The 4,666-nt window shown below is 74.3% G+C and carries 5 protein-coding genes; 1 reads left to right on the top strand and 4 read right to left on the bottom strand.

Features of this window, described 5'->3' with window-relative positions; genetic code table 11:
* Window positions 1–832: cysteine desulfurase family protein (locus AC1DUQ_RS17895; RefSeq protein ID WP_477074261.1), on the bottom strand; the 832-nt coding region annotated here is incomplete at its 3' end.
* Window positions 833–928: 96 nt separating this feature from the next.
* On the opposite strand from AC1DUQ_RS17895, the gene AC1DUQ_RS17890 reads away from it, so the two are divergent.
* Window positions 929–1,921, top strand: coding sequence for a phosphotransferase family protein (locus AC1DUQ_RS17890; protein ID WP_477060440.1), 993 nt, complete (start codon window positions 929–931; stop codon window positions 1,919–1,921).
* Here the strand turns inward: AC1DUQ_RS17890 and AC1DUQ_RS17885 are convergent, their stop codons facing one another.
* From AC1DUQ_RS17885 to AC1DUQ_RS17875, 3 genes are all read right to left on the bottom strand, one after another.
* Window positions 1,922–2,308: a PLD nuclease N-terminal domain-containing protein gene (locus tag AC1DUQ_RS17885; RefSeq protein ID WP_477074260.1), complete on the bottom strand. Its 387-nt coding sequence runs from the start codon at window positions 2,306–2,308 to the stop codon at window positions 1,922–1,924.
* Window positions 2,309–2,420: 112 nt separating this feature from the next.
* Window positions 2,421–3,902 (bottom strand): outer membrane protein assembly factor BamB family protein, encoded by a 1,482-nt coding sequence (locus AC1DUQ_RS17880; RefSeq protein WP_477060438.1) that lies wholly within the window; start codon window positions 3,900–3,902, stop codon window positions 2,421–2,423.
* 23 nt (window positions 3,903–3,925) lie between these two features.
* Window positions 3,926–4,666, bottom strand: a 741-nt coding sequence (locus tag AC1DUQ_RS17875) for an electron transfer flavoprotein subunit alpha/FixB family protein (RefSeq protein ID WP_477074259.1), incomplete at its 5' end; no start/stop codon positions are given.

The raw sequence follows: 4,666 nt of genomic DNA, 5'->3' as shown, positions 1-4,666 counted from the left end.
CGACGAGGGTGTCGCGGAGCGCTCCCACCCGCTCGGCGAACGGCTCCCGGCTCGCGACCGCGCGCTCCACCGCGAGGCCGAAGGACGCCAGCAGCGCCGCGTCGAGCGTGCCCGACCGCACCCCGCGCTCCTGCCCTCCGCCGTGCAGCACGGGCGTCAGGTCGAGCCCCCGCCGTGCCAGGAGCGCACCGGCACCGCCCGGACCGCCCACCTTGTGCCCGGTGACCGTCAGGGCGTCGAGCCCGGACGCGCCGAAGTCGACGGGGACCTGCCCGACCGCCTGCACCGCGTCGGCGTGCACCGGCACCCCGAACCGCCGGGCGAGGGAGACCACGTCGTCGAGCGGCTGCAGCGCGCCCACCTCGTTGTTGGCCCACATCACCGAGATCAGCGCGGCCTGGTCACCGTGCCGCTCCAGCTCCTCGCGCAGCGCGTCGACGTCAAGGACGCCGTCCGCGTCGACGGGCAGCAGGACCAGCTCGGCCCCGGCGTGCTCGGCCATCCAGAACGCCGGGTCCAGCACCGCGTGGTGCTCGACCGCGGACACGAGCAGGCGACGGCGTCGCGGATCCTGCGTCCGACGGGCCCAGAAGAGCCCCTTGACCGCGAGGTTGTCCGCCTCCGTGCCGCCCGAGGTCCACACGACCTCGCTGGGGCGGGCGCCGAGCGCGGCGGCGAGGCGCTCGCGCGACTCCTCCACCACCCGGCGGGCGGCTCGCCCGGACGCGTGCAGGGAGGAGGGGTTGCCCGTGCGCGCGAGCTGCTCGGCGAGCACCCGCGCGGCCTCCGGGAGCATGGGCGTGGTCGCCGCATGATCGAGATACACGCTCATCGCCTCCAGTCTACGAACGGAACGGCCCAGACCCCGACCGCACACCTGGTGGGATCACCCACCGGGTGCCGCGCGCGAACTGGCAGGATGTGCCGCGTGAGTGCCGACGACGTCATTGCCCTCCCGCTCGCCTTCAGCGGCCAGCGGTTGGACTGGCGTGATCTCCCCCGCCACGTGCGGGCACGGATCGCCGAGCTGGCCGGCTCCCAGGTGACCGCGGAGATCAGTGCGACCAGCGGGTTCAGCCCCGGGTTCGCCGCGGTCCTGGAGCTCGCCGACGGCCGCGGGGTCTTCGTCAAGGCCGTCTCCGCCGAGCAGAACCCGCTGTCCCCCGACCTCGCCCGCAACGAGATCCGCGTCTCGCACGCCCTGCCCCCGCAGGTGCCCGCGCCGCGCCTGCTGTGGTCGTCCGACGACGACGACTGGGTCATCCTCGGCTTCGAGGTGGTGCACGGTCGCTCCCCGGAGCTGCCGTGGAAGCCGGCCGACCTGCAGGCGGTCGCGGACGCGCTGGGAGCGCTCGCAGACGCGGAGCCGCTGCCGGGCCACTCGCTGCCCCGCACGGACGACCAGCTGGCCGACGACTTCACGGGCTGGCGCAAGCTGCGCGCGCTCGACCTCGAGACCCAGACCAGCTACGCCGAGCTGGCGGGTGACGTCGGACGGTGGGCCCTGGACCACGTCGAGGAGCTGATCCGCTGGGAGCAGGACTCGCTGCGGGTCTGCGCCGGCGACGCTCTGGTGCACGGCGACCTGCGCGCCGACAACGTGATGATCGACCCCGACCACAACCACCGGGTCTGGCTGATCGACTGGCCGCACGCCAGCGTCGGCGCCCCCTGGCTCGACCTCGCGTTCATGCTGCCCAGCGTGGCGCTCCAGGGTGGCGGGGACCCGGCCACCAACTTCCGCAACCACGCGGTCTCGGACGGCGTCCACGACGACGACCTGCGCGCGGGGCTCGCCGGCCTCTCGGGCTACTTCGCCTGGAGCTCGCGGCAGCCCGCCCCCCTCGGCATCCCGAACCTGCGCCGGTTCCAGGCCGCGCAGGGCGTCGCCACGGTGCGCTGGCTGCGCGAGCTGTCCTGATCAGACCGTCGGGGGCTCGTCCGACCTCAGCCTGTGCTCCCGGTCTCGCAGCTGCGCCTCCCAGTCCTTGAGCATCTTCTCGTGCTCGTCGTCGGACGCCCGCATGCCCGCCAGGAACTCGGGGTCGTCGTCGGGGGACGTCCGGCGGGGCCGCTCGTRCTCGGGGAACCCGGCGGTCTGCGTCGACGGCCACGGCACGTTCCGCGGAGCCCGGTACTCGGGCCGTCCCGCGACGAGCCACGCGATCCCGCCGACCAGCGGCACCAGGATGATCACGAACACCCACGTGGTCTTCGACAGGTTCCGTGGGACGTCGGTCTGGATGCAGTCGATCAGGCAGTAGACCAGCAGGCCCAGCTCGATCACGTACGGCAGGTAGCGGATCACGGTCTCTCCTCGGGCGCCCCTCCCGGCGCACCAGGGCCGGGACCGAGCGAGACGCTAGCGGAGCGGTCACGCCCCTGTCCGGCGCTTCGCCGCGGTCACCCGGACGGCGCAGTCAGCCGAGCACGATCGCGCCCGCGTCGCCCGAGCCGACGAGCGTCGACCCGGTCGACCAGATGCCGAACAGGCCGTCGGGCAGCTCGGCGCGCCAGTCCTCGCCCCCGTCGGTGAGCCGGTACGCGACGAGCTCGTCGACCTCGGGCCAGTCGTCCTGGGTCACCTTGCCGGTCGCATCGGGCCGCTGCTGCGCGCTGAGCAGGTGCCGGCCGTCGGTGACGAGGGCGCCGATGCTCCGGCCCGCCGGCGCGGACGTGCGCCACAGCTCCTCGCCGGTGCGGCCGTCGACCGCGAGCAGGCCGGCCTCCGTGCTCAGGTAGACCCGGCCGCGCAGCACGAGCGCGTTCCCCGCGGTGGCGTTCCGGATCGACCAGCGCGGGGTCGAGCGGCCGCGGTCGTACGCGCGCACCGTCGTGTCGGACATCAGGACCAGTCCGGGCACGCTGCCGTCGTCGGCCGACAGGATCACCCGGCTGCCGGTGAGCACGACGTCCGGCCCGCGGCTCAGGAACGTCGTGCGCAGGAGGCCGTCGGGCGCGAACGCCATCGCCGCCACGGCCCGGGTGGCCGGGTCGACCTCGTAGCCGGCGCGGGCGTCGATGCCTGACCGGACGACGGCCCCCTCGCCGTCGAGCAGGGTCATCCTGCCCGGGGACTGGATCACGGCCACCCCGTCCGCCGTGCCGAACACGGAGGTCCGCCCGTCGACGTACAGGTCGTCCTCCGCGTCGTGGGGCGCGGCCGGGAGCGTCGTCTGCCACCGCTGCTGCCCGGTCTCCAGGTCGGAGGCGGTCACCACCAGCCCGCCGCCCTCCACCGGGACCCCCACCACCGCGAGGCCCGGCCGGGCCGTGAACGCGACGACGCCCGGCGCTGGGTGGTCGGCGAGGACGGCCCCACCGTCGGTGTCGAGCAGGACGACCCGGCTGAGCGTCCCGGTGACCACCTGCACGGACAGCTCCCCGTACTCCAGGTACGTGTCGCTGACCAGGCACAGGACGCGACCGGACACCTCCGGGACAGGCACGCAGCCGCCCACGCCGCTCCCACTGCTGTCGCCCGGGTCGACGGGGCGCGCCGGGGCCAGGGCTGTGGTCCACCGGCGGTCACCGGTCAGCCTGTCGATCGCGACCAGTGCCTGGGAGCCGTCGCGCGCGTGCTCCAGACCGACCATCGCGCCCGCCGACTCGATCCCGGACCAGAGCACCTCCTCGGTCCCGTCCTCGAGCGTCCAGAGCAGCCGCACGTCCTCGTCGACGGGGCGGACGATGCCCGGCACGGTGGCCAGCTCCGCGAGGAGTGCGCGCTCCCGGGCGTCGGTGACCGCCTGCATGCCGGCGAGCGCCAGGACCAGCGCCACGGGGAGCGCGACCCATCGCCACGACGGCCGCCACCGGGCGCCCGCGGGCGTCGACGGCGCGTCCTCGAGCTCGTCGTGCTCGACGAGCTCGACCGCCAGCATCTGCGCGCGACGAGCCATGAGCGCACGGTACTGCGCGGGGATCAGCCCTTGAGGCGCCGGATCTCCGCGGCGGCCTGGGGAACGACCGTGAACAGGTCACCGACCACGCCGAAGTCCGCGATCTCGAAGATCGGGGCATCGGGATCGGAGTTGATCGCGACGATCGTGCCGGACGCCTGCATGCCGCCGCGGTGGTGCACGGCGCCGGAGACCCCGACCCCGATGTACACCCGCGGGGCGATGGTGACGCCGGTCTGGCCGATCTGGGCGTCGTGCCCGATCCAGCCCTCGTCCGTGGCGACGCGCGTGGCGCCGACCGCACCGCCGAGCACGTCTGCCAGCTCCTCGACCACCGAGAAGTCGCCCTCGGTGCCGCGACCACCGGCGACGACGATGCTCGCGCTGCCCAGGTCGGGCCGCCCGCTCGCGGGCCGCTCCGTGCGCTCGACCAGCGTCACGCGACGTGCCTTGTCGCTGACCGCGACCACGTGCTCGCCGATCTGCGGCGCGGACGCACCGTCGACCGGGGCCGGCTGCACCGAGTTGGGCTTGAGGGCGACGATCGCCAGCGGCGCGGTGATCGCGCACRCGGTGGTCCAGGTGCCCGCGAAGACCGTCTTGGACGCCACGTACCGGCCGTCGACGAGCGCGAGGCCGTCGGCGTCGGTGACGACACCCGCGCCGGTGCTCACCGCGAGCCGCGCGGCGGCCTCCTTGTTCTCGAACGACGAGACGACCAGGAGCAGGCCGTTCTCGAACGACGAGACGACCAGGAGCAGGCC

Source organism: Cellulomonas sp. P4_B5_2 (genome assembly GCF_056402235.1).
This window is presented reverse-complemented; position numbering and strand designations above follow the sequence as displayed.